This window comes from Limnospira fusiformis SAG 85.79, assembly GCF_012516315.1.
Taxonomy (GTDB): Bacteria; Cyanobacteriota; Cyanobacteriia; order Cyanobacteriales; family Microcoleaceae; genus Limnospira; species Limnospira fusiformis.
The window spans coordinates 459,071-483,085 of sequence record NZ_CP051185.1 but is presented as its reverse complement, the minus strand read 5'-3'; the positions used below and the strand labels follow the sequence as shown (position 1 = coordinate 483,085).

Annotated in this window: 21 protein-coding genes; 11 read left to right on the top strand and 10 right to left on the bottom strand. The window is 46.6% G+C overall.

From position 1 onward, the window contains the following. Nucleotides 1–22: 22 nt before the first annotated feature. Nucleotides 23–1,561 (top strand): SagB/ThcOx family dehydrogenase, encoded by a 1,539-nt coding sequence (locus HFV01_RS02410; RefSeq protein ID WP_006623516.1) that lies wholly within the window; start codon nucleotides 23–25, stop codon nucleotides 1,559–1,561. Here the strand turns inward: HFV01_RS02410 and HFV01_RS02405 are convergent. From HFV01_RS02405 to HFV01_RS02385, 5 genes are read right to left on the bottom strand one after another with little or no spacing between them, the layout of a single operon-like run. Next, nucleotides 1,558–2,100: a DUF3611 family protein gene (locus tag HFV01_RS02405; RefSeq protein ID WP_006669324.1), complete on the bottom strand. Its 543-nt coding sequence runs from the start codon at nucleotides 2,098–2,100 to the stop codon at nucleotides 1,558–1,560. The genes HFV01_RS02410 and HFV01_RS02405 overlap by 4 nt on opposite strands. 42 nt (nucleotides 2,101–2,142) lie before the next feature. Beyond that, complete coding sequence (locus HFV01_RS02400) at nucleotides 2,143–3,888, bottom strand: ABC transporter ATP-binding protein (RefSeq protein ID WP_006623514.1); 1,746 nt, start codon at nucleotides 3,886–3,888, stop codon at nucleotides 2,143–2,145. A 35-nt stretch (nucleotides 3,889–3,923) separates the two neighbouring features. After that, nucleotides 3,924–5,081: a CO2 hydration protein gene (locus HFV01_RS02395; RefSeq protein WP_006669325.1), complete on the bottom strand. Its 1,158-nt coding sequence runs from the start codon at nucleotides 5,079–5,081 to the stop codon at nucleotides 3,924–3,926. Between the two features lie 53 nt (nucleotides 5,082–5,134). Next, a complete protein-coding gene (locus HFV01_RS02390; RefSeq protein WP_046318406.1) occupies nucleotides 5,135–6,652 on the bottom strand; it encodes an NADH-quinone oxidoreductase subunit M in 1,518 nt (505 codons plus the stop codon). Nucleotides 6,653–6,685: 33 nt separating this feature from the next. Next, nucleotides 6,686–8,557, bottom strand: coding sequence for an NAD(P)H-quinone oxidoreductase subunit F (locus HFV01_RS02385; RefSeq protein WP_006623511.1), 1,872 nt, complete (start codon nucleotides 8,555–8,557; stop codon nucleotides 6,686–6,688). 435 nt (nucleotides 8,558–8,992) lie between these two features. On the opposite strand from HFV01_RS02385, the gene HFV01_RS02380 reads away from it, so the two are divergent. The 6 genes from HFV01_RS02380 to ccmO all read left to right on the top strand — a co-directional run bounded on the left by HFV01_RS02380 (nucleotide 8,993) and on the right by ccmO (nucleotide 13,654). Then, entirely contained in the window at nucleotides 8,993–9,304 is a 312-nt protein-coding gene (locus HFV01_RS02380) for a carbon dioxide-concentrating mechanism protein CcmK (RefSeq protein WP_006618784.1), read from the top strand. Between the two features lie 223 nt (nucleotides 9,305–9,527). After that, nucleotides 9,528–9,869, top strand: a complete 342-nt coding sequence (locus HFV01_RS02375) for a carbon dioxide-concentrating mechanism protein CcmK (RefSeq protein WP_006618785.1) — start codon at nucleotides 9,528–9,530, stop codon at nucleotides 9,867–9,869. A 167-nt stretch (nucleotides 9,870–10,036) separates the two neighbouring features. Next, nucleotides 10,037–10,345: a beta-carboxysome shell vertex protein CcmL gene (gene ccmL, locus HFV01_RS02370; protein WP_006623510.1), complete on the top strand. Its 309-nt coding sequence runs from the start codon at nucleotides 10,037–10,039 to the stop codon at nucleotides 10,343–10,345. 164 nt (nucleotides 10,346–10,509) lie between these two features. Next, the gene (ccmM, locus tag HFV01_RS02365; RefSeq protein WP_006623509.1) at nucleotides 10,510–12,150 is read left to right on the top strand and encodes a beta-carboxysome scaffolding protein CcmM; all 1,641 of its coding nucleotides are present in this window, start codon (nucleotides 10,510–10,512) and stop codon (nucleotides 12,148–12,150) included. A 47-nt stretch (nucleotides 12,151–12,197) separates the two neighbouring features. Then, entirely contained in the window at nucleotides 12,198–12,767 is a 570-nt protein-coding gene (gene ccmN, locus HFV01_RS02360; RefSeq protein WP_006623508.1) for a beta-carboxysome scaffolding protein CcmN, read from the top strand. An 86-nt stretch (nucleotides 12,768–12,853) separates the two neighbouring features. Beyond that, nucleotides 12,854–13,654: a beta-carboxysome assembly protein CcmO gene (gene ccmO / locus HFV01_RS02355; RefSeq protein ID WP_006623507.1), complete on the top strand. Its 801-nt coding sequence runs from the start codon at nucleotides 12,854–12,856 to the stop codon at nucleotides 13,652–13,654. A 200-nt stretch (nucleotides 13,655–13,854) separates the two neighbouring features. Here ccmO and HFV01_RS02350 read toward each other — a convergent pair whose 3' ends face one another. Then, entirely contained in the window at nucleotides 13,855–14,082 is a 228-nt protein-coding gene (locus tag HFV01_RS02350) for a photosystem II protein, Psb35-related (protein WP_006623506.1), read from the bottom strand. A gap of 272 nt (nucleotides 14,083–14,354) precedes the next feature. Here HFV01_RS02350 and murD point away from each other — a divergent pair, with 272 nt between their 5' ends. The 3 genes from murD to HFV01_RS02335 all read left to right on the top strand — a co-directional run bounded on the left by murD (nucleotide 14,355) and on the right by HFV01_RS02335 (nucleotide 16,824). Further along, nucleotides 14,355–15,719 (top strand): UDP-N-acetylmuramoyl-L-alanine--D-glutamate ligase, encoded by a 1,365-nt coding sequence (gene murD / locus HFV01_RS02345; RefSeq protein WP_193520798.1) that lies wholly within the window; start codon nucleotides 14,355–14,357, stop codon nucleotides 15,717–15,719. Between the two features lie 348 nt (nucleotides 15,720–16,067). Further along, nucleotides 16,068–16,214 (top strand): hypothetical protein, encoded by a 147-nt coding sequence (locus HFV01_RS02340; protein WP_162198551.1) that lies wholly within the window; start codon nucleotides 16,068–16,070, stop codon nucleotides 16,212–16,214. Nucleotides 16,215–16,677: 463 nt separating this feature from the next. Beyond that, on the top strand, nucleotides 16,678–16,824 hold the full coding sequence (locus HFV01_RS02335) for a hypothetical protein (protein ID WP_162198551.1): 147 nt from the start codon (nucleotides 16,678–16,680) through the stop codon (nucleotides 16,822–16,824). A 1,251-nt stretch (nucleotides 16,825–18,075) separates the two neighbouring features. Here HFV01_RS02335 and HFV01_RS02330 read toward each other — a convergent pair. Next, nucleotides 18,076–18,639 carry a hypothetical protein gene (locus HFV01_RS02330; protein ID WP_006623502.1) on the bottom strand — a complete coding sequence of 188 codons (564 nt, stop codon included), beginning with the start codon at nucleotides 18,637–18,639 and terminating at the stop codon, nucleotides 18,076–18,078. 2,207 nt (nucleotides 18,640–20,846) lie between these two features. On the opposite strand from HFV01_RS02330, the gene HFV01_RS02325 reads away from it, so the two are divergent. After that, a complete protein-coding gene (locus HFV01_RS02325) occupies nucleotides 20,847–21,056 on the top strand; it encodes a hypothetical protein (RefSeq protein WP_006623499.1) in 210 nt (69 codons plus the stop codon). A 285-nt stretch (nucleotides 21,057–21,341) separates the two neighbouring features. On the opposite strand, the gene HFV01_RS02320 is transcribed toward HFV01_RS02325, so the two are convergent. Genes HFV01_RS02320 through HFV01_RS30035 form a run of 3 tightly spaced genes read right to left on the bottom strand, consistent with a single transcriptional unit; the run spans nucleotide 21,342 to nucleotide 23,831 of the window. Continuing rightward, nucleotides 21,342–21,923 (bottom strand): pseudouridine synthase, encoded by a 582-nt coding sequence (locus HFV01_RS02320; protein WP_006669328.1) that lies wholly within the window; start codon nucleotides 21,921–21,923, stop codon nucleotides 21,342–21,344. Between the two features lie 10 nt (nucleotides 21,924–21,933). Beyond that, nucleotides 21,934–23,352: a diguanylate cyclase domain-containing protein gene (locus HFV01_RS02315; RefSeq protein WP_318286272.1), complete on the bottom strand. Its 1,419-nt coding sequence runs from the start codon at nucleotides 23,350–23,352 to the stop codon at nucleotides 21,934–21,936. Next, nucleotides 23,313–23,831: a PAS domain-containing protein gene (locus HFV01_RS30035; protein ID WP_318286106.1), complete on the bottom strand. Its 519-nt coding sequence runs from the start codon at nucleotides 23,829–23,831 to the stop codon at nucleotides 23,313–23,315. Before HFV01_RS30035 ends, HFV01_RS02315 begins: the two co-directional genes overlap by 40 nt. Nucleotides 23,832–24,015: the final 184 nt, after the last annotated feature.

Sequence of the window (24,015 nt, the reverse complement as noted above, 5' to 3'; positions counted from 1 at the left end):
CTCACATTTAACCTGTGTCATAATGTCAGAACCACTGAAATCCATCGCCCAATACTACCATGAGCGAACCAAATACGATCCCGACACCTTAGCCTCTAAGGGTCAACAGTTAGACTGGACTAAACAACCAGAACCCTTCAAAGAATACAAGATTGGCACGGTATTTGACCTGAAACCCTATCTCAAAGAAATATCCGATCCTCAAATTCCCACAGCCAACACAGACCCATGGCAGCGATTATCTAGTCTACTACTACATACCTATGGGTTAACCGCTAAACTAGCCACAACTAGCGGATTTCACTATTTGCGATCGTCACCCTCAGCCGGGGGACTGTATCCAGCCGAAATCTATCTAGTTTCCAGGGGAACCCCAGAATTACCAGCGGGACTGTATAACTATCAAACCCTACATCACTCCCTAGTGCAATTTTGGGATAGCCAAATTTGGTCGGAGTTGAAACAAGCCTGTTTTTGGCATCCATGCCTGGAAAATACTAAACTGGCGATGGTCGTTACTGCTGTATTTTACCGTTCAGCTTGGCGATACCAAGACCGCGCCTATCGTCGCATATTTCTCGATACAGGTCACTTATTGGGTAATTTGGAACTAGCAGGAGCCTTAAATTCCTATCGTCCCCATCTAATTGGCGGATTTGCCGACGAAACCCTTAATAACTTACTATACCTGGATTCGGAAACGGAAGCAGCGATCGCTGTGGTGGCTTTGGCTGACTTACTGGAAATTGACCAGAACCTTCCCCAATTCCGAACCGCCTTACCCTCGGCTACCCAAACCGACTATCCCGAAATTCCCGATGGGGAAATGCTCCATTACCTCCACTGTGCCAGCCAAATTAAATCGGACACCTCCGGTTCCCAAGGCTGGAAAAAATTAGCATCAGAAGAAGAACCCGAAGATAAATATAATTTCCCCTTCTGCACCAAGGTCTCGACTGTCACCCCTGCCATTGATTGGGGAAAAGACCTCAAGGGGTTAAATACAGCCCAATTGCGCCGACGATCAACCCGTCGCTATAGTGGGGGGAATCTCAACCTGGAAGAATTACTCGCTCTACTGGATTTTACCTATCAACATCAGCACTACGGTTATCAGGGTTTAGATGCTGCACCGGACTTTTTTGATTTGAGTCTGATTGAATCTTTTATCGCTGTCTCTGGGGTGAATGGACTAGAGGAGGGATGTTATTATTATGCCCCCAAAGCACAGGAACTTAGGCAAATTCGCTTTAAAAATTTTCGGCGAGAGTTGCATTATCTGTGTTTGGGACAAGATTTGGGACGAGATGCGGCGGCGCTGCTTTTTCATACTGCTGACTTGAACAAGGCGATCGCTAAATATGGCGATCGCGCTTATCGTTATTTACATAGCGATGCTGGTCATCTCGGCCAAAGATTGAACCTCGCCGCCACCCACCTACGTTTAGGTGCTAGTGGTATCGGTGGTTTTTTTGATAACCTGGTTAATGAGGTGTTGGGTATCCCCACCGATGAAGCGGTTATTTATATTACTACCCTAGGAAGATTGCGCGGCAACTAAATTCGATAAAGTAGCCAAATTGATGCTACACTGCCAACATAATGGGTTGCTAGTACATTTAAATTGGCAATCATCACAAATACATCCAGGGCTCTAACCGCCTCACTGGCTTCGGTTAGGGTGGTTCCTGGTGGCTGCGAAATGGTTTTGGCAATTAATACCGATGCGGTTATACCTGACCCCATTAATGCAATCAGGATACCAACCATTCCCAATAATAAGCCGACCCGCAAGAGTCTAACTGTGTCGGATTTTTTGGGTTTGACTGTATTGAGGGATAATAACTGTTTGCCTATGTTGGCATAGCGAAATGATATAACAATGCTAAATCCGGCGATAATTAGTCCGGTAACTGCAAAGGTTACACTTACACCGAGGGCGGGGTTAGCATCATCAGAAATACTTCTACCTGTGGTGGTGAAAATTAATGATAAAATCGCGACGAAGGCAAAAACTACTTGCATGGTCAAACCACACAAACCCGTATTCTGGAGGGTTTTTCCCTTTTGTAGTAACTCGTTGCCAACCGATACACTCATACTCTGGTTTCATAAATTGACAGTTGATGATTCCTATTGTAATCAAGCCAGCATTTGTTCGAGTTGATGCTGTTGCCAAAGTCTCCGATATAGTCCCTCTTCCTGTAGTAACTGGTCATGGGTTCCGGTCTGTACTATTGTGCCTTGGTCCATCACCAAAATGCGATCGGCTTTGGCTGTAGCTGACATTTGGTGAGAAATGAATAACACCGTTTGGCGTACAGTCCCGCTAGTCAGATTATAGAGAATGTCGGTGGCTGTCTGATTGTCTACACTAGAGAGGGCATCATCTAAAATCAAGATAGGAGCATCACAAAGCAAGGCACGAGCTAGGGCAGTTCGTTGTCGCTGCCCACCAGATAAGGTGATACCCCGCTCCCCAACTATTGTATCATAACCTTTGGGAAAATTGGTGATTTCATCGTGAATTTGAGCAATTTTCGCAACGGCTTCTATTTGCGATCGCAATGCTGAGGGATTACCATAGCAAATATTATTAGCAATAGTGGTACTAAATAGAAAACTCTCCTGGGGAACATAAGCAATTACTTTTCTCAGTTGCGCCAGAGAGAGTTGAGTGATATCCTGACCATCAATAAAAAAGCTATCTATATCAATATCCAACAGCCGAGGAATTACATTAGCTAGGGTAGTTTTTCCCGACCCAATAGGACCGACTACCGCGACAGTTTCCCCTGGTAGAATGGTAAAATTAACATGATTAAGGGCGGGAGTTTTGGCGGCGGGGTAAGTATAGTTTAAATCTCTCGCACTCAACCACCCCTTAACGGGAGTTATCAGGGGTATAGGCTGAGGTGGATCTTGAATTTTAGGTTTAATACTGAGGATAGACTCAACCCGGTCAACACTGACTTCTCCCCGCTGATAAGCGGTAATAGTAAAGCCTAATAAAGCGGTGGGAAATACCAACCTTTCGACATATAATACTAAGGCGACAAAATCCCCGATACTTAAATCACCTTGAGCGATCGCCTCATTTCCCACAGCCAGCAAAATCAGGAGACTTAAACTCGCCAAACCTCCCAATAAAGGAAACAAGAAATTTCGAGTTCTCGCCAACTTCAAATTAGCCGATAATAACCCTTGATTATGTTCTCGAAAAGCCTGCCTTTCTGCGGTTTCCTGAGCATAAATTTTAATCAAAGATATGCCGCTCATATCTTCCTGAATTAAATCACTTAAATCGGAGAGTTTTTCCTGCACTTCCATCTGTTGATCTCGCAGTTTACCGCTAAAAATCTGCACCAACACTAACATCAACGGATAAACCGAAATCGATAATATAGTCAACTTAATATTAATAGCCAGCATGACTGGCAAAGTCAAACCATAAGCAAATATGGTATTAATTAAACTCAGGACTGCAAAGCCTACCAACCGCCGAATATTATCAACATCAGAGGTTGCCCTATTAATTAAATCCCCGATTCTACTATTAGAAAAATAGGAAGATTCCAGGAAAATAAGATGATTAAAAATCTTCTGTTTTAGGTCAAATTCTACCTGTCGCCCCACCCCAAAAATTAAAATTCGGGATGTCATGCGAATCACCCACATAATTGATGCTAGGGCGACCATCAATAAAACCTGCCATCCTACTTCCTGAAACTCTACGGCATCTTGTAAGTCATCTACACCATTACGAATAAGTAAAGGTATATAAACCCCCACCACATTTACCACGAACAGAGACACTGTTCCTAATAGTGATATTTGCCAATGGGGACGCAGATATCTTCCCAGAGTTTGCAGTCTTGAATAACTCATAATTCAGAAAGTAAAAATTTGCCAATTGAGATGAACTATGAACGCACTAGAAACGGTTGAAAATCTGTCGAAGTAGGTTGATTAACCTCAGACAAACGGGAAGTGGTAAACCGATTTAACCAATTTTCCAGATAGGCGCGATTAGCCTTTTTTTGTTCGGGGTCGTCAGTGTTCAGGGGATAGGGTGCTAGTCCTTTAATGGCGGCTGTCGTGACACAAAACATAGACTTTTGAAAACTTTGGCATATTTGCACACGCAAATCATCCTCTCCTCGGCAACTATTATTATAAATATTGTGGAGATAATCAGGTAAAAAATGGCGCATATCCTGCATTAATTGAGTGGGGGGAATACCGGAACCACCAATGGGGAGGGGGTCAGCGTATAAAGCACCGTATGTAAATTCTTTTTGTAGGCTGGGGATTTGATGAACTTGAGCGTTATAGGATACTGTACCCGGGAAGGGTGTACCACGGAAAAAAATGGCTTCCACATAGGGAACTGCTGTATCCATTAAAAATGTGAGTCCGGCAGATTTAGGGATTATATCTAATGTTTTATCCCCCAATTTAACGCCATAAGTAATTGGATTATTGGCGGCGGCAACTAATCCATCTAAGATATGCTGCACTACGGCGGGAATGGATTTAATTTCCCCTTGGTCATAGAGGTCAGAAAGGGAGATAAAAATATCACTCATGACTCGCCAAAATTGCCCCAAAGCGCTATAATAGGCTGACTGTCGTACTTGTTCGGGTAGAAATTCTGGGAACATCTGATGTAGTAGCAGAATGAAACTATTGCCTTTAAATTTAGTCTGAATAGCTGCTTCTGCTAACTGTTGGAATTGTGATGAATCCAAGTAAGAATCTAGTCCGCCTCCCCCATGCCATAACATCCCTTTCATGCAATATTCGGCATATTCATAATTAATGCGATCGTGCCACCAATACTTGAGCAATTTGGGGATATTTAAATCGCCATTGAAGTATTTAAAAAACGGGAAAAATACTAAAAATTGATGGTCAGCCACATAAATCAGGTTGTCGGAGTAGGCATCTAAAACTATGCCGTAACTTTTGAGGATGCCAACTACTTCAAGGAGGTTTTGGGGAGAGTCTGGTAATAAGGCATCACCAGCTTCTAAGCGTTCAATATATTTGAACAATGGGTGGATTTGATTGCTGGTCATAGTGGATAAATTCACAAGTTTAGATGGTGGGCAATTTTGATTGAGTGACGAGATTAATTTAAGCCGATCGCCTTGACATTTGATTCAATTTGAGCTACAATTGGGGGCTTATACATGAGTGCTGATGTGGTGCTTTCAGTCCATTTAACTAGGATGGTCGGTTGTAGTCCTAGAAAGGTGATAATCACAGCCAAGGCTATAGCTGGAATGCGATCGCGCCATTGTACCCTTGGTAAATTAATGACTGACTCGGACAAGCGACCAAAAAAGGCACGGTTAATCATAATCAGAAAGTAAACAGAAGTTAAACCAGTTCCCACCATACACAGAAGAGTCTGCACGGGGAACACTTCCATACTGCCTCTAAAGACAAGAAATTCTGATACAAATCCCACTAAACCGGGAATACCAGCACTAGCCATAACCGCGACAATCATTATACTACCGATTAAAGGTAAACCGCGTTCAGGGTTTAATAAGCCACGAATCACATCGATATCTCGACTTCCCGATTTTTTGTAAACTACTCCCACTGTTAAAAATAGCAGGGCAGAAATTAAGCCATGACTAACCATTTGCATGACTGAACCGAGTAAACTGATGGGAGAGGCGGCGGCAAAAGCTAGGATAATATAACCCATGTGGGCGATGGAACTATAGGCGACCATCTTCTTGATATCTTTTTGTGAAATCGCACAGGAAGCACCATATAAAACGCTAACTACTGCCCAACTCGCGACATAAGGGGCGATCGCATTCCAAGCATCTGGAAATAAACCGACCCCAAACCTTAGTAAACCATAGGTTCCCAACTTTAATAATACCCCCGCCAATAAAACTGATACAGGGGTTGAGGCTTCCACATGGGCATCGGGTAGCCAAGTATGAAAGGGGACTACGGGGATTTTAATACCAAATCCGATTACCAGTCCCCCCAGTAGAATTAGTTGGGTAGTGAGGGGTAATGCGGACACTCCCAAAGTGGAAGTTATGAGGGTATCCAAATCAAAATCAGGTGCTTTGGTTAACCAGACTATGCCTAAAAAGGCGGCTAAAATTAACAGACCGGAAACTGCTGTATAAAGCAGAAACTTGGTGGCTGCATAGCCTCGGTTTTTGCCTCCCCAAATGGCGATGAGTAGATACAGGGGAATTAGTTCGACTTCGTAAAACAGTATAAACAGCAGCAGGTTGGAGGATAAAAAGGTGCCAGCGACTCCGGCAAAGATAATCAACAGCAGGGGATAATATAGCCGGGGTCGAGAAATGTCTAAGTCAGAAGACCAAATAGCGATCGCTACTAATAAGGCATTGATAATCACCAACGGCAAGGATAAACCATCTACCCCCAGATAGTAATTTAAGCCGAGGGGTTGAATCCAGGTAATATGTTCTACCATCTGTAGATCGGCTACAGTCGGATCAAATAACCTTGCCAAAATTAGAGACCACACCAATAACCCGCCAGCGGTTAATAGGGAGATTTGACGGGATAATTGGGGGCTGAGGTTTGGCCAGAGTACAATCAGGAGGGCAGCTAACAGCGGAATCCAAATTAAAACACTTAGCATCGATTTTTACGGTTAATGTGGTCGGGAAGGGGTCTAAAATGGCCACAGCATTAAAATCAACAACACGGCTATACCTGTGGCTATGGTGAAGACATAAAACTGTGATTGTCCAGAAATACTATATTTAAGTCCTTCACCGCTAAAGAGGGTGGCTAAACCTAAGCCGTTGACAAACCCATCGATGATATAGCGATCGATCCAATAACTGATGGCGGAGATACGATTAACCAAAAATACAACGGTCAGACCATAAAGGCGATCGATATAGAAATCGTAAGCGAGTAAATCCTGTATGGGTTGGTAGGGGAATTTATAGGGTTCTCTCCCCGGCCCGTATACATAAATACTGCTACCTATACCCACCCCTAATACACTTGAGACCAACAACAGGGGTAAAGCTACATGGTTAATTACTTCTTGGACTCCAGAGACGGGCGCTTCTACGAAGGTTCCTGACCAACTCAGTAATAGTTGCCAGCTTTGTAGCATCATCGGCACTAACAGAGTCACAATAGTCATGGAAACCATTGGTAAAGCCATCGGCCACAGGACTTCTGGGGCGCGTCGGGTTTTCGGTTGCGACTGACCAGTAAAGACTAAGCCGAAAACTCTGGTTAATCCTAGGGTGGTGAGGAAGTTCACCAGCAGCAACAAAATCAATAACCAAGGTGGTACAGTCCAGAAACCACTTACCCACCTTCGGAAAGTCCAGAACATCCCTAAAGGTAATCCGGCTACCATTCCTGATGCACCAACAATAAATGCAGTGGTGGTGGCAGGCATTTTAGACCATAATCCCCCCATTTCGGTCATGTCTTGGGTGTTGGTGGTCAAAATTACTGAACCTGCACTCATGAATAACAGACATTTGGCGATCGCATGGGTGAATAGTAACAGCAGGGCTATATCCACATGGCTTTGACCTACGGCTACAAACACTAAACCCAAATAGGCGCTAGTAGAGTGGGAAAGCGCTCGTTTGATATCAATTTGAGCGATCGCCACCAAAGAAGCCCCAATAGCCGTTACTGTTCCCAACACAATTAAAGTGTCCGACACCACCGGAGACAGCGCGACAATTGGTTGTAGTTTAATCAGAACATAGGCCCCCGCCGCCACTACTACCGAATTTCGGAGTAGAGAAGCCGGGTTTGGACCTTCCATAGCTTCATCAAGCCATAGGTGTAGGGGAAATTGGGCGCATTTGCCAATAGGTCCAGAAATTAGGGCTAATCCTAATAAAGTCGCCGTAAGGGGTGGTAAATTGTGGGTTTCCGACCATAGTTCTAAATCCGAGAAGTTTAAACTACCGGCGATCGTGCCGATATAAACCACCCCCATTAACAACAATACATCTCCCACTCGTTTAGTTAAAAACGCATCTCGCGCCGCCGTGACTACCAGGGGTTGAGCATACCAAAAACCCACCAGTAGATAGGTTGAGAGAGTCAGCAATTCCAACAAAATATAACTAAGTAGCAGCGAGTCACTCAAAGCCAAACCACTCACTGCCGCCTCAAAAAAGCCCATCAAACCAAAAAACCGAGCCGTCGCCCAGTCTTTTTCCATGTACCCCAAGGCATAAACCTGAGCCACTAGACTGATACCTGTGACCAGTTCCACGGCTCCTAGGCTTACGGGAGAAACATCTAGGACAAAAGATAAGTCTAATCCCGCAGCTTGTAACCATGCAATGTGAATTTGTTGACCCGGCATTGACCAGATAGATCGGTAAATTACCGCACCGTGGATAAAACCCACTAAAGTCATCAATATATTAAAGTAGGCTGCTGGTCTTGGCCCTGTGCGTCGGACTAACCCCGTTGACCAAGGAAGGGTCAACACTGCCCCCATGAGACCATATATGGGTATCCACCAACTAGCTTGTAGGAGGAACTGAATCATTTAACTTACATAAAGAAATATTAACCCTCAGATTAATATATCAGAATTTCCGTCCTAAACAGAGCTAATCGTCAAATTCATCCCCAATAACCAGCCATTTCTAGTCAAATTACCTAGGGTCTGCCTTTGGGATATAGCACAAGTTGTTACAAAAGTCAAGATAAATCGGCATTTTTGTCTCCAAATATTAACTTTGTTTAAAAAACCTTAATTTCTATTAACAATCAATAAAAATAATCTCGAACATGAGAAATTATAATCCAGATTAATATTGTCAAAGAAGCCACAATTCTCGTATTCTTATAATTTGAGGGAGGTTGAAAAATTTTTCCGCATACACAAAAAGAATCATTAGTCTTTGTGGTCATGGGACTCAGTTAGCAAGAGATTTGCCCAGTTGAGTTCAGTCTGTCCGTAATTAGGAGTAGTTGTAAGATGTCCATCGCTGTTGGAATGATTGAAACCATAGGCTTTCCGGCTGTTGTAGAAGCAGCCGACTCCATGGTAAAAGCCGCGCGCGTTACTTTAGTCGGATATGAGAAAATTGGCAGCGGTCGTGTGACCGTGATTGTCCGAGGAGATGTCTCCGAGGTACAAGCATCAGTTTCCGCTGGCATTGAGTCAGTCAAACGGGTGAATGGTGGAGAAGTATCATCAACCCACATCATTGCTCGTCCCCATGAAAATCTAGAGTACGTTCTACCAATTCGTTACACCGATGCGGTCGAACAGTTCCGGTCCTACTAGACGTAATGGGGCAAGCGTTAACCCCCTCACCCGATCGCCGAAAAAGTCGTACAGACAAGGCCAATCTTGTCTCTAAGTTCTGAAAACTCCCTCCCTGAAAATTAGGATCAGGGAGTTGATAGCTTGTCTGAGAAGCCATCAGAGCCGAACCGAGTAGAAACCAGTGTTCTGTGCGACATCTAGGCGTGGTAATCAAATCGAGGTTCAGGAGTCAAAACATACTATGGCCATTGCAGTTGGCATGATAGAAACCCTGGGTTTTCCAGCGGTAGTAGAGGCAGCCGATTCCATGGTAAAAGCTGCCCGCGTAACCTTAGTAGGCTACGAAAAAATCGGTAGCGGTCGTGTCACCGTCATTGTTCGCGGAGATGTGTCAGAAGTTCAGGCTTCTGTCTCCGCCGGAACCGAGTCGGTGCGACGGGTAAATGGTGGGTTAGTTCTTTCCACCCATATTATTGCCCGTCCCCATGAAAACCTAGAATATGTCCTACCAATTCGTTACACCGAAGCGGTAGAACAATTCCGTGAAAGCGTCGCCGGGATACGTCCTCTTAACCGTCCGTAGGTTAACTCCAATGACCCCTAGGGGTATGTAGTTCAACCACAGCCAAGCCCGAACCGACTGCATAGTTCGCCCGTAGTAGGTCAATCTACCAATTGACCCCATCTATTTTCCTGCTCAGTCGGGGGGAAAAATGTTCCTGCCGTACAGTTCCTTAACATCAAATTAAGATGCAAATTGCCAGAGTTATTGGCACAGTTGTTAGTACCCAGAAGGAACCCAGTCTCCGAGGTTCCAAGTTTTTGCTATTGCAACTCTTAGATGAACAGGGAGAGCCAACATCAAAATATGAAGTGGCGTGCGACTATGTGGGTGCGGGTTTTAGTGAGTGGGTTCTGGTTAGTCTCGGAAGTGCGGCTCGCCAAATTCCTGGAAGCGAAAATCGACCCAGTGATGCAGCCGTAGTTGCCATTATTGACACCGTTAGCACTGCTAATGGCCAGATTTACAGTCAAAAACAGCAGAACCGTTTAGGTTGAGCAACAGAGCTGGGTTAACCCCAAAGCCTGGTACGGGGAGGTTTGCAAGTATACTCCCGAAGGCGCGAAAATACCGAATAACCAGCCCCTACAGGGATAATTCATCGATTATCCGTACCACCAAAAGTCAACCCTATAAAAAGTTAGTTAGGAGAAATTCAGTTATGGCAGTTAAAGGCCATGCGGCTCCTCCCACACCCTGGTCTAAAAACCTGGCGGAGCCCAAAATTGACCCCACAGCTTACGTTCATTCCTTCTCGAATATCATCGGTGATGTTCGCATCGGCGCTCATGTCCTGGTCGCCCCGGGAACCTCTATCCGCGCTGACGAAGGATTCCCCTTTTATATTGGCGATGAGTCCAATATTCAAGATGGCGTTGTTATTCACGGCTTAGATGAAGGCAAAGTCAAAGGAGATGATGGTCAATCCTACTCCGTTTGGATTGGTAAAAATTCCTCAATCACCCATTTGTCTCTGATTCATGGTCCGGCTTATGTCGGGGACAATTGCTTTATTGGTTTCCGCTCTACTGTATTCAATGCCAGAGTCGGAAATGGTTGTATTGTCATGATGCACGCCCTCATCCAAGATGTGGAAATTCCCCCCGGAAAATATGTTCCCTCAGGAGCAATTATCACTAACCAACAACAAGCCGATCGCTTACCGAGCGTAACAGATACTGATATCAAATTCTCAACTCATGTGGTGGGAGTTAACCAAGCATTAGCAGCAGGTTATCAGTGTTCAGAAAACCTCGCCTGCATCAGTCCCCTACGAAATGAAACTAAGGGAAGCAGCAGTAATGGTGGCCGCGCTAGATCTGGCGGACATAGCAACCTAGGCGCAGGGCCTATTCCCCCAGAAACGGTACAAACCATCAGCCAACTTCTAGCCCAAGGCTATAAAATTGGTACCGAACACGCCGACGCACGTCGCTTCCGCACAGGTTCTTGGCGCAGTTGCGCTCCCATTGACTCCCGCAACACCAGCGAAGTTGTATCAGCCTTAGCCGCCTGTCTGCAAGACCATCAAGGCGAATATGTCCGCCTGTTGGGAATTGATAGCAAAGCCAAGCGCCGGGTACTTGAAGAAATTATCCAACGTCCTGATGGTCCTGTCGCTAGTAAGTCCTCTAACGGTCAGGTCTCCAATGCCGCAGCTTCCACAGCCAGCCCCTCCAGAACTACTGCTACTGGTAGTTCTGACTTGGCACAAAAGGTTTCCCAAATCCTGAACCAAGGCTATAAAATTGGCACGGAATACGCCGACGCGCGTCGCTTCCGCACGGGTTCCTGGCGTAGTGGTCCCCAAATTGACAGCTCCAGTGCTTCGGCTGTTCTCAGTCAATTAGATGCCTTCATGAACGAGCATACAGGGGAATATGTCCGCTTAATTGGCATTGACCAAAAAGCTAAACGGCGGGCGGTTGAAGAGATTATCCAACGACCTGACGGTAGGGTTTCTGCTACCCCTGGTCCTAGCGCGGCTTCCCCTGCGCCCTCTAGTCGTTCAGCTCAATCATCCTACTCATCTGCTAATAGTAGTTTGACTTCTGAAACTATTGAGCAAGTTAAAAACCTCCTGGCTCAGGGTTATAAAATTGGCACGGAACACGCTGATAAGCGTCGCTTCCGCACGGGGTCCTGGCGTAGCTGTACCCCCATCGACTCTAATAATCAACGGGAGGTTATGGCAGCCCTAGAAGGCTGTATGCAGGAACATAGCGGTGAGTATGTTCGCTTGATTGGTATTGATGCTCAAGCCAAGCGTCGGGTTCTTGAGGAAATTATCCAACGACCTTAATTAACTCTCTCGAAAATCCCTGTTTACTTTTCAGAGGTTCAAGCCGAATGTGTATGTCGCCACCCCATCACCCGGATTATGCTTACTATGTGAGTGGCGATGTCACCATTGACCCCAGTGTAGCCATCGCCCCAGGAGTGGTAATTACCGCCGCTCCTGATAGCCAAATTGCGATCGCTGCTGGGGTCTGTATTGGTATGGGGACTATTATTCATGCTGATCAGGGTATCCTAGAAATAGATAAGGGTGTCTGTATTGGTACTACTGTACTCATCGTCGGTGCTGGAAAAATTGGGGCTCTGGCTTGTATTGGTTCAGAGTCAACTTTGATTAATTCTGATATCCCATCTCAGCACGTTGTAGCTTCCGGTTCATTAATTGGTGATCAATCTCGTCAGGTCAATTTTTCTGCTACTGAGGTTGATTTCATCCCCCAACCGGAACCGGAACCCCAACCGGAACCGGAACCCCAACCGGAACCAGAACCCCAACCGGAACCAGAACCAGAACCAGAACCAGAACCCTCAATTCGCAAAGGTCCGCAGGTCTACGGACAAACTCAAATCAATGAGTTGTTAAAGACTTTGCTCCCCCATAGAAAACCCCCTAATTTTTGAGAGAAACTGGGGTTGATGAACGCGAAAATCCCCAGATTAATCCATCGGGATTCTCAAGTCTTCTCTCTAGCAGGTAAAATACAGTCATGGATGAACACTTGCAAACCTCATTTCCCCAAAGGCGCAATACTGAGCCAGAATTTAAAGATACTGCTTTGGGGTTAATCTCCACCCGCAGTTTTCCAGCGATCGTCGGCACTGCTGATATGATGCTGAAATCTGCAGGTGTTCACCTGGTTGGGTATGAAAAAATCGGTAGTGGCTACTGTACCGCTATTGTGCGCGGTCGTATTGCTGATATCCGCCTAGCCATTGAAACCGGAGTTGATACTGCTAAACAGTTCAATCAGTTTGTTTCTTCCCTAGTCATTGCTAGGCCTCTCCCTAACTTAGAGTATGTTTTACCGATTGGGTCTCGTCTCTCCCAATTAGCAGCCAGTGGCGGTCACTCTCGCCTCAGTAATCAAGCCGTAGGTTTATTGGAAACGAGAGGATTTCCTGCTATGGTCGGCGCGGCTGATGCGATGCTGAAGGCGGGAGATGTTTATTTCGCTTCCTATGAAATTATTGGCGCGGGACTATGTACTGCTATTATTCGGGGTTCGGTTGCTGATGTAGCAGTGGCTTTAGAAGCTGGAATGTATGAGGCTGAACGCATTGGCGAATTAAATGCAGTGATGGTCATCCCTCGTCCCCTTGATGAACTTGAACAAACTTTACCTCTGGCTAGTTGTTGGATTGAGAAGGTCAAACCTTTACAGTTACCTATTAATGTTAAACAAACTGAAAAAGAAGTGGTAAAACTTCCCGAACTCAAACAATTATCTGTTGATGCTTTACCTTTGGATAATCAAACTTCTGATTCTTCTATGGAGTCCTGGGATTAAAATATTCTTGATTCTTAACCCGCATTCTCAACCCGCCTTGACATGATAATTGACATCAAATTATGATGCTCCTCAAGGTAGAGACTAAAAACTAATTACCCCCCACGGGTGATGATTATATCACTATAAAAAAAAAAGAGCAACCCGTTAGGATTGCCCTCAAGAAGAGAGTCTAAAAGCTATTGGTGACTGAAGAGAATTTACTTGGAGAAATTCTGGCTGCGGTAAGCATCCATACTGTAAGCAGGAACCCGTTGGCTATAGTCTACGGCTACACCTGTTAACGCCTGAGAAAGACTGTCAAAGGAATCAGAGTTCCAGTTTCTCATGTGGATGGGTTTGGACTGTTCACCACGAAAATAAGCCATAGTTCCAATTACAGAAACAGCCAGCCAACCACTGATAAATAAAGCTGCTAAAATAACCATTTTTTATCCTCCGATAATTGCATCAGAATTACTACTAAGAAAGTTTCACCAAGGTCAGTGGGAACTTCTTGGGGTAATCCCGTTTATTAATTTATGTTAACCAATGTAACGTTTTTGTTACAATCTGTCAAGTAACTTGACAAAATAATTTTTTATGATATAATTAAACGCCAAAAATATTAATAACCGGATAAACTCCCCTAAGGTCACTTAAAATCAGCCTCTTCTGATAGAATCAAAAATGCTCAATCAAGGTGCAGGGTAAGGATACAATGCCCAACGCTCATATTATTGGTCTGGGAAAATCAGGAAATGCCACGGCGCGCCTGTTAAAGGTTCAGGGATGGCAGGTAACTGTTAGCGATCGCAACACATCAGAATCTCTACAGCAACAGTGTCAGACCCTCATTGAGGAAGGAATTACAGTTAATTTGAGGCAGAATTTCGACCCCGACACGGCACCAGATTTGGTAGTGGTTAGTCCCGGGGTTCCCTGGGATTTGCCAGCATTGGAAACCGCCCGCAGTCTGGGTATAGAAACTATCGGCGAAATGGAACTGGCTTGGCGAAATCTCCAGGATATCCCTTGGGTGGGAATTACGGGGACTAACGGCAAAACTACTACCACGGCCCTGATTGCTAAAATATTTGAAGTGGCGGGAAGTGCGGCCCCGGCTTGCGGAAATATTGGTAATGCTGTCTGTGAGTTGGCGCTGCAACAACAACAAAACTCCTCGACACCCTTAGATTGGGTCATTGCTGAAATTAGCAGTTTTCAGATTGAGTCATCATCAACCCTCGCGCCTCAAATCGGCATCTGGACTACCTTTACCCCAGATCATCTTAACCGCCATTACACGCTAGATAATTATTTTCGGATTAAAGCTCGTTTAATGGAACGTTCCCAGGTGCAGGTCTTTAATGGTGATGACGCTTATCTCCGGCGAGCCGCACCGGAACTCTGGCCACAAGCTGTCTGGACTAGCGTTAATGGTGCTGAGGAATTATTGGGCGATCGCCAGAGGGGTGTATATATTCAAGAAAACTGGGTCTACCAAAACGGATGCGCGATCGCACCAGTTGACTCGCTGAAAATGGTGGGAGACCATAATCGCCAAAACCTACTTATGGCTGTAGCCGCAGCCCGAATAGCCGGAATTGACAAGGAAGCAATTGCTCACGCTATTTCTACTTTTCCTGGAGTTCCTCACCGCCTCGAAGAGGTTAACACCTGGATGGGAATTCGCTGGATTAATGATAGCAAGGCTACTAATTATGATGCGGCTCAGGTCGGATTGGCCGCAGTGGAACCACCTGTGATTTTAATTGCTGGTGGAGAAGCTAAAGCTGGTGATGATACCCACTGGATTAATACTATTCACCAAAAAGCGGCGGCGGTTTTATTAATCGGAACGGCAGCCCCCACCTTTGCTCAAAGGTTACAGGAAACTGACTATCACAATGTCGAAATTGTGGAAACTCTCGAAAATGCCATCCCCCGCGCGGCGGAATTGGCTAGTGTGTTCCAAGCTAAGGCTGTTTTGCTCTCCCCCGCCTGTGCTAGTTTTGACCAGTATCGCAGTTTTGAACATCGTGGCGATCGCTTTCGGGAGTTATGTTGGGAATTGATGGGGTAGGGGCGGGTGTAATATCCCGGTGTGTTTTATGGCGTGGGGGGGCGAGCGAAAGTTGGCTTGTGTGTTTCATGGCCTCAGAAGGTGCGTCACATAGCGCAAGTTTTTCGTTTTCCCAGTGGCTGATCGGATGTGACGCACCCTACGCACAGCCAGGGGGGGCGAGCGAAAGTTGGCTTGTGGGGTGCGTGGCCGATCGCGCACCCTGGGGGCGGGTTTATCAAGCTGACTTGTGGGAATTATGGCTGACTGCGGAACCCGCAGGGGCGGGTTTATCAAGCTGACTTGTGGGAATTATGGCTGACTGCGGAACCCGCAGGGGCGGGTTTATCAAGCTGACTTGTGGGAATTATGGCCGATCGCGCACCCTGGGGGCGGGTTTATCAAGCTGACTTGTGGGAATTATGGCCGATCGCGCACCCTGGGGGCGGGTTTATCAAGCTGACTTGTGGGAATTATGGCCGATCGCGCACCCTGGGGGCGGGTTTATCAAGCTGACTTGTGGGAATTATGGCTGACTGCGGAACCCGCAGGGGCGGGTTTATCAAGCTGACTTGTGGGAATTATGGCTGACTGCGGAACCCGCAGGGGCGGGTTTATCAAGCTGACTTGTGGGAATTATGGCTGACTGCGGAACCCGCAGGGGCGGGTTTATCAAGCTGACTTGTGGGAATTATGGCTGACTGCGGAACCCGCAGGGGCGGGTTTATCAAGCTGACTTGTGGGAATTATGGCTGACTGCGGAACCCGCCCCTACAGCACCCTGGGGCGGGTGTATATAGTTGGCTGGTTTTTCCCGTGGCCGATCGCGCACCCTGGGGGCGGGTTTATCAAGCTGACTTGTGGGAATTATGGCTGACTGCGGAACCCGCAGGGGCGGGTTTATCAAGCTGACTTGTGGGAATTATGGCTGACTGCGGAACCCGCAGGGGCGGGTTTATCAAGCTGACTTGTGGGAATTATGGCCGATCGCGCACCCTGGGGGCGGGTTTATCAAGCTGACTTGTGGGAATTATGGCCGATCGCGCACCCTGGGGGCGGGTTTATCAAGCTGACTTGTGGGAATTATGGCCGATCGCGCACCCTGGGGGCGGGTTTATCAAGCTGACTTGTGGGAATTATGGCTGACTGCGGAACCCGCAGGGGCGGGTTTATCAAGCTGACTTGTGGGAATTATGGCTGACTGCGGAACCCGCAGGGGCGGGTTTATCAAGCTGACTTGTGGGAATTATGGCTGACTGCGGAACCCGCAGGGGCGGGTTTATCAAGCTGACTTGTGGGAATTATGGCTGACTGCGGAACCCGCCCCTACAGCACCCTGGGGCGGGTGTATATAGTTGGCTGGTTTTTCCCGTGGCCGATCGCGCACCCTGGGGGCGGGTTTATCAAGCTGACTTGTGGGAATTATGGCTGACTGCGGAACCCGCAGGGGCGGGTTTATCAAGCTGACTTGTGGGAATTATGGCTGACTGCGGAACCCGCAGGGGCGGGTTTATCAAGCTGACTTGTGGGAATTATGGCTGACTGCGGAACCCGCAGGGGCGGGTTTATCAAGCTGACTTGTGGGAATTATGGCTGACTGCGGAACCCGCAGGGGCGGGTTTATCAAGCTGACTTGTGGGAATTATGGCTGACTGCGGAACCCGCAGGGGCGGGTTTATCAAGCTGACTTGTGGGAATTATGGCTGACTGCGGAACCCGCAGGGGCGGGTTTATCAAGCTGACTTGTGGGAATTATGGCTGACTGCGGAACCCGCAGGGGCGGGTTTATCAAGCTGACTTGTGGGAATTATGGCTGACTGCGGAACCCGCAGGGGCGGGTTTATCAAGCTGACTTGTGGGAATTATGGCTGACTGCGGAACCCGCAGGGGCGGGTTTATCAAGCTGACTTGTGGGAATTATGGCTGACTGCGGAACCCGCCCCTACAACTAATTTTATCCCGAAAAATAAAAAAAAATTATCTGGGCGCCCCCGCGCCACTTTTTTTGGGAAACCCTTGCTTTTGGGCTGCGCTTCTGCTACTATATTATATAATGGTATATTGGTGATTTTTTTATTTAAGTTATGCCTCCCATTATCTATGATATGACTCTATCATATCCCCATTCGCTCGGCTTGTCAACCCCCTGGAGCGGTGACGGGCTGGGCTATTTTTTTTTTTGAAAAAATAAACATTAGTCGAGCAATGAAACTGCTTAAATTTGTTGTACCCGCTTCTGTTTAGATCGGAGATTGAGGCTCGGACAGTTAACAGTTTTTTATAGATAGTGGTGGTCATGATGGATTCCTTAGTCGTTGTGTTGGCGAGGTTGGGTGAAGGGAGGGATTAATCACCGATTCCTGGAAGTTACCGAAAATTACCAGTTGGGTGGCACTTGGGAGTATTCATAATCACTGACCCAATCATCACTGATTAACCAGTTGTCGTCTGCGTCAAACTCAACACCCCCTTCAGAGTTGATCAAATCTCTAAGCTCCTCCCTATCGCCAAGTTCTAATACTTTGTGAATATGCTTACACTTGGGAATCCAGCGCGTTCCGGTTTCTAGGGTAAGTACATCACGGTTTTTACTCTGGAAATCAAAATCCTGGCAAGTGCAAGTTATTTCCTCTTCTTCGATGGACACTTCATAGGTGTCTCCTTGGGGATTAACAACAGCAAATTTATAGGGTTGATTGTGGGGGTATATTTCTAGCTTCCCGGTGTTGCGTTTCCTGAAGGTTTGGAAGTTTTGATGAAAAGATTTTTTACTGACAAACTTGGGTCTCAACCCGTGACCCTTTTTGAAAACAACAAAAATTACTTTCCACCAAATTTCAACCCTGGCAATAATTTGGTGAGAGCAACCACAAATCCGCGCGACGGCGGCTTTGCTGTACAAGATACTTGCCAAAGATTTGCTCTGTGTGGTAGTATGCATATAGAATCCTCAACTGATGAGTTAATTGGTTCTTAACCGTTTTGAGAGATTTGATGGGTCAGAGCCGCTGCAACGGCTCTTTCCTTATCCCTCTGATAAGATTATACACAATAGTACCGAAAACGTGCAATTGTTTACAAAACTTTACAGAGGGTAAAAAAATGAAAAGAGGCAGAAGAGGCGTTTATGATCGAGTTGGCAATCCCAACTTTTTCACAGACAAGAATCCAAGTAAGCTGAAACAGGAAGGATCTCAACCCGCGAATATACTGTTTGGCATTAGAGTAGCCCAGGATTTAAAAGACAAACTTGCGGTTATACCTAAGCGAGAACTGCGGAGGGTTTTAACTGAGTTCGCTGATAGCTACCTAGCGAACCAAAATAACTGCAAGTAGTTGCACTTTACAAAAGAAATGCACCGGGGCGGTTTTTGAGTTTAAGGGTCGATCGCTTACCTCTTGAGCGATCGCTTCTTGGTTGGGGGTTAGTCTATGTTAGTTAGTCGTCAAATTTAAGGATAGAGCAATAACCTCGCCATTCTGCTCCGGGTGGCGTATTCCACCAAAATGGCAGGCTTCGGTCTGGATACCATCCAAATTTTAGTTGTTGTTTCCCAAGGATGTCTAACAGCCCAAATTCAATTTGAACCCAGGTAACACTACAATGCAGAACCCTAGGGGCGGGTGTATATAGTTCCCGGTGTGTTTTATCGCTAGGGGCGGGTGTATATAGTTGGCTGGTTTTTCCCGTGGCCGATCGCGCACCCTGGGGGCGGGTTTATCAAGCTGACTTGTGGGAATTATGGCTGACTGCGGAACCCGCAGGGGCGGGTTTATCAAGCTGACTTGTGGGAATTATGGCTGACTGCGGAACCCGCAGGGGCGGGTTTATCAAGCTGACTTGTGGGAATTATGGCTGACTGCGGAACCCGCAGGGGCGGGTTTATCAAGCTGACTTGTGGGAATTATGGCTGACTGCGGAACCCGCAGGGGCGGGTTTATCAAGCTGACTTGTGGGAATTATGGCTGACTGCGGAACCCGCAGGGGCGGGTTTATCAAGCTGACTTGTGGGAATTATGGCTGACTGCGGAACCCGCAGGGGCGGGTTTTTATCAAGCTGACTTGTGGGAATTATGGCTGACTGCGGAACCCGCAGGGGCGGGTTTATCAAGCTGACTTGTGGGAATTATGGCTGACTGCGGAACCCGCAGGGGCGGGTTTATCAAGCTGACTTGTGGGAATTATGGCTGACTGCGGAACCCGCAGGGGCGGGTTTATCAAGCTGACTTGTGGGAATTATGGCTGACTGCGGAACCCGCAGGGGCGGGTTTATCAAGCTGACTTGTGGGAATTATGGCTGACTGCGGAACCCGCAGGGGCGGGTTTATCAAGCTGACTTGTGGGAATTATGGCTGACTGCGGAACCCGCAGGGGCGGGTTTATCAAGCTGACTTGTGGGAATTATGGCTGACTGCGGAACCCGCAGGGGCGGGTTTATCAAGCTGACTTGTGGGAATTATGGCTGACTGCGGAACCCGCAGGGGCGGGTTTATCAAGCTGACTTGTGGGAATTATGGCTGACTGCGGAACCCGCAGGGGCGGGTTTATCAAGCTGACTTGTGGGAATTATGGCTGACTGCGGAACCCGCAGGGGCGGGTTTATCAAGCTGACTTGTGGGAATTATGGCTGACTGCGGAACCCGCAGGGGCGGGTTTATCAAGCTGACTTGTGGGAATTATGGCTGACTGCGGAACCCGCAGGGGCGGGTTTATCAAGCTGACTTGTGGGAATTATGGCTGACTGCGGAACCCGCAGGGGCGGGTTTATCAAGCTGACTTGTGGGAATTATGGCTGACTGCGGAACCCGCCCCTACAACTAATTTTATCCCGAAAAATAAAAAAAAATTATCTGGGCGCCCCCGCGCCACTTTTTTTTGGGAAACCCTTGCTTTTGGGCGGCGCTTCTGCTACTATATTGAATAATGGGATATTCGTGATTTTTTTATTTAAGTCATGCCTCCCATTATTTAGGATATGACTCTATCATATCCCCATTCGCTCGGCTTGTCAACCCCCTGGAGCGGTGACGGGCTGGGCTATTTTTTTTTTTTTGAAAAAATAAACATTAATCAGTTTAATCAGTGGCGATCGCTTTCGGGAGTTATGTTGGGAATTGATGGGGTAGGGGCGGGTGTAATATCCCGGTGTGTTTTATGGCGTGGGGGCGGGTGTAGGTAGTTGGCTGGTTTTTCCCGTGGCGGATCTAGCACCCTGGGGGCGGGTTTATCAAGCTGACTTGTGGGAATTATGGCTGACTGCGGAACCCGCCCCTACGCACCCTGGGGCGGGTGTATATAGTTGGCTGGTTTTTCCCGATGGCGGATCTAGCACCCTGGGGGCGGGTTTATCAAGCTGACTTGTGGGAATTATGGCTGACTGCGGAACCCGCCCCTACAGGTAATTTTATCCCGAAAAATAAAAAAAAATTATCTTGGCCCCCCGCGCCACTTTTTTTGGGGAAACCCTTGCTTTTGGGCGGCGCTTCTGCTACTATATTATATAATGGGATATGCGTAATTTTTTTATTTAACTCATGCCTCCCATTATGTAGGATATGACTCTATCATATCCCCATTCGCTCGGCTTGTCAACCCCCTGGAGCGGTGACGGGCTGGGCTATTTTTTTTTTTGAAAAAATAAATCAACTGAAAAACGGCTGAATTTCGTGGGGGTGCAAATCTCGCCAGTCGCCAGGTTGAAGTGAATTGAGAGTCAAATGAGCGATCGCGACACGAACCAGTCGCAAAGTAGGGAAGCCGACGGCGGCGGTCATGCGTCGAACCTGACGGTTGCGTCCTTCAGTTAAAGTAATTTCGAGCCAAGCGGTAGGGACATTTTGGCGAAATCTAATGGGAGGGATACGAGGGGGAAGAAGTGGTTCAGTTAATAGTAGTTGAACCCTCGCTGTTCGGGTGCGATAATTTTGAATGGTGATTCCCCGTCGCAGTTGTTCTAAGGCCTGTGTAGTGGGTATTCTTTCCACCTGAACCCAGTAAGTACGAGGATGAGCAAATTCTGGCTGGCCAAGTCGATATTTAAGTTTGCGATCATCAGTCAGTAAAAGTAACCCTTCACTATCAAGGTCTAATCGTCCGACTGAGTAGACGGAAGGAATAGGGATGTAATCCTTCAAAGTTTGTCGAGACGGAGTATGAGAATCACGATCAGTAAACTGACTGAGGACATTATAGGGTTTATAGAACAAGATATATCGATAAGCCATACAGAAAAGTCTAGGACATAGTGTGCATAACAAAGCGATCGCGTCCTTGAGCCTTAGCTTGATATAAAGCAGTATCAGCCATAGAAATGAGATGTTCAAGCTGCATATTGCTATTCGGCAAAACACTCACGCCGCCCATACTGACACTAATATATTCACTAATAGGGGAGGTTTCATGAATTCTCTGTAATTGTAGGATTTGCTCACGAATTGTGCCAGCCACATTACACATACCCTCAGCATCAGTATTGGGAAGAATTATAGCAAACTCCTCGCCGCCATAGCGAGCGACCAAATCACCAGGTCGTCTAATGGAGCGAGTCAAAGCCTGGGCTACCTCTTGTAAACAGCGATCGCCCTCTTGGTGTCCATAAGTGTCATTGTAGTGCTTAAAAAAGTCAACATCACACAAAATTAAGGATATGGGGGTAAATTCGCGGATACACCTGCGCCACTCGGTGATCAAATAGGTATCAAACTGTCGGCGATTAGGAACCTGAGTTAAGCCATCAAGAGTAGCCAGGCGTTCAAGCTGTTGATAAAGTTCAGCTTGTTGAATGGCAATTCCCAACTGTACGGCTAACTGCTTAATAAAATCGACTGCAGTTGACTCCCATTGACGGGGACCAGAACAATGCTGGACCATGAGCAACCCCCAGAGGCGATTATAAGGTTCAGAAGCGACAAACCCCAACTCGGCAGAAGTATCACTGCGCCTTCGGGTCAAAATGGGAACGACCAAATTAGCCTGTACTTGAAACTCTGATAACAAACGAATATCGCACTGGCTGAAGTCTTGAGTGGATAGATCGGCCATAGCTTGGACTTGACCCTGGCTGAACCCAGCGAGATAGTGGGGAGTCCAGCAATCTTCAGTAACAATAGTTCCGACTACAGACTTCCACCCCGGGGCGACTGATTCGAATACCATCACGCCATTACCATCATCGTGAAATCGGTAAATCACGACTCGGTCAGTATTGAGAAACTCTCGAACCTGACTAACAGTAGTCTGTAAAATTTTATCCAATTTGAGCGATCGCCGAATGCGTTGAGTAATGACAAGCATCAACCGTTGACGTTCGGCTTGCTGTTGGAGATTTTCTTCAGCCTGCTTGCGTTCAGTAATATCCTCAACCATACCCTCATAATAGAGTAGTTGTCCTAAGCCGTCCCGGACAGCCCTAGCTTTCTCAGAAATCCAAATAATCTGATGATCAGCACGATAGACCTGAGATTCAAAATTAGTAATGGAATCGGACTCCTGCAATTGGCTAATAAACTCAGCGCGACGACCGGGATCAACATACAACTGGTGGCTAATGTCGGTCAGTTGGGTCATCAGAGCCTGGGGTGAATCGTAGCCATAGATTTTGGCTAAGGCTGGATTCACATTAATATAGTGACCGTCCCAGGTGGTCTGAAAAATACCCTCGATCGCATTTTCAAACAGACTACGATATTGATATCAATGGCAGAACCTGTATAACCTAGAAACTTACCGTTAGCTGTCCATTGGGGAACTCCGGTATTAAATATCCAACGATACTGATGATCAAACCTTCGCAGCCGATATTCCTGTTGGAAGGGTTTGCGATCGCCGAATGCTTGCCAATAGGTGATTAAACAATTTTGGCGATCTTCAGGATGTACCCCCCGGAACCAGCCCTCTCCCCGTTCCATTTCTAAGGAACGTCCAGTAAACTCTAACCAGTCTTCATTAAAAAATGTATACGATCCTTCCGCATTACAAGCCCAGATTAGCACAGGCGTAGGTTCAGATAGCCCCGCAAATCTTTTTCTCTCTTGTTCAATTGCTGTTGCCAATCGGTGCAAGTTACCATCAAAATGATAATGGTGTTCAGAGTCTAAGTTGTCTTGTTCATGGAAACGACTAAAATCACTCATTTTGACGTTGATCATAAGCCATTAGATGAAATTGTCATTCGGAACATTTTACTATGATATTTAATCCAAATTCTGTGCTTGCCTGTACGACAATCTCAACAATTTTATGCTAAAATATCACGGATGATTAAACATTGTCGAAAAAATTTGTATATCAACATAGCTCCCGGTTATACACCGATAA

Coding starts and splice junctions, on each gene's coding strand:
- HFV01_RS02390 (WP_046318406.1), bottom strand. CDS start 6,652: ATGCTAAGTGTTTTAATTTGGATTCCGCTGTTAGCTGCCCTCCTGATT.
- HFV01_RS02395 (WP_006669325.1), bottom strand. CDS start 5,081: ATGACCAGCAATCAAATCCACCCATTGTTCAAATATATTGAACGCTTA.
- ccmL (WP_006623510.1), top strand. CDS start 10,037: ATGCAAATTGCCAGAGTTATTGGCACAGTTGTTAGTACCCAGAAGGAA.
- murD (WP_193520798.1), top strand. CDS start 14,355: ATGCCCAACGCTCATATTATTGGTCTGGGAAAATCAGGAAATGCCACG.
- HFV01_RS02330 (WP_006623502.1), bottom strand. CDS start 18,639: ATGCATACTACCACACAGAGCAAATCTTTGGCAAGTATCTTGTACAGC.
- HFV01_RS02385 (WP_006623511.1), bottom strand. CDS start 8,557: ATGATTCAGTTCCTCCTACAAGCTAGTTGGTGGATACCCATATATGGT.
- HFV01_RS02400 (WP_006623514.1), bottom strand. CDS start 3,888: ATGAGTTATTCAAGACTGCAAACTCTGGGAAGATATCTGCGTCCCCAT.
- ccmN (WP_006623508.1), top strand. CDS start 12,198: ATGTGTATGTCGCCACCCCATCACCCGGATTATGCTTACTATGTGAGT.
- HFV01_RS30035 (WP_318286106.1), bottom strand. CDS start 23,831: ATGAGTGATTTTAGTCGTTTCCATGAACAAGACAACTTAGACTCTGAA.
- HFV01_RS02340 (WP_162198551.1), top strand. CDS start 16,068: ATGGCCGATCGCGCACCCTGGGGGCGGGTTTATCAAGCTGACTTGTGG.
- HFV01_RS02405 (WP_006669324.1), bottom strand. CDS start 2,100: ATGAGTGTATCGGTTGGCAACGAGTTACTACAAAAGGGAAAAACCCTC.
- HFV01_RS02350 (WP_006623506.1), bottom strand. CDS start 14,082: ATGGTTATTTTAGCAGCTTTATTTATCAGTGGTTGGCTGGCTGTTTCT.
- HFV01_RS02320 (WP_006669328.1), bottom strand. CDS start 21,923: ATGGCTTATCGATATATCTTGTTCTATAAACCCTATAATGTCCTCAGT.
- HFV01_RS02335 (WP_162198551.1), top strand. CDS start 16,678: ATGGCCGATCGCGCACCCTGGGGGCGGGTTTATCAAGCTGACTTGTGG.
- ccmO (WP_006623507.1), top strand. CDS start 12,854: ATGGATGAACACTTGCAAACCTCATTTCCCCAAAGGCGCAATACTGAG.
- HFV01_RS02380 (WP_006618784.1), top strand. CDS start 8,993: ATGTCCATCGCTGTTGGAATGATTGAAACCATAGGCTTTCCGGCTGTT.
- HFV01_RS02410 (WP_006623516.1), top strand. CDS start 23: ATGTCAGAACCACTGAAATCCATCGCCCAATACTACCATGAGCGAACC.
- ccmM (WP_006623509.1), top strand. CDS start 10,510: ATGGCAGTTAAAGGCCATGCGGCTCCTCCCACACCCTGGTCTAAAAAC.
- HFV01_RS02375 (WP_006618785.1), top strand. CDS start 9,528: ATGGCCATTGCAGTTGGCATGATAGAAACCCTGGGTTTTCCAGCGGTA.